1 pseudogene is annotated in these 521 nt (G+C 71.4%); it reads right to left on the reverse strand.

The annotated features are described in order from the left end of the window. A pseudogene (locus AC1DTN_RS39215) lies at positions 1–521 on the reverse strand (2-oxoacid:acceptor oxidoreductase subunit alpha); the annotation flags it as partial.

Below are 521 nucleotides of genomic sequence, written 5' to 3' on the forward strand. Positions count from 1 at the left end.
GCCAGGTCCAGCGCCGCCGCCGCGTGCTCGAAGCACTCGTGCGGGTCTTCGGGGAACAGCAGCACGTGCTTGGTGTCGCCGTGCGAGGCATAGGCGCAGCACAGGATGTCGGCCTGCTGCGTGCGGGTGGGCATGCCGGTGGAAGGCCCGCCGCGCTGCACGTTGATGATGGTGACCGGGATCTCGGCGAAGTAGGCCAGGCCGATGAACTCGCTCATCAGGGAAATGCCCGGCCCCGAGGTCGCCGTGAAGGCCCGCGCGCCGTTCCAGCCGGCGCCCACGACCATGCCGATCGAGGCGAGCTCGTCCTCCGCCTGCACGATGGCGAAGCGGTGCTGGCCGGTGGCCGGATCGACGCGGAACCTGGTGCAGTACCGCTGGAAGGCCTCGGCCACCGAGGACGAGGGCGTGATCGGGTACCAGGCCGCGACCGTGGCGCCCCCGTACACGCAGCCCAGCGCGGCCGCGCTGTTGCCGTCCACGAAGATCCGGTCGCCCACCCGGTCGGCACGCCGCACCTT

It is taken from the genome of Rhizobium sp. 01T444, assembly GCF_056398305.1.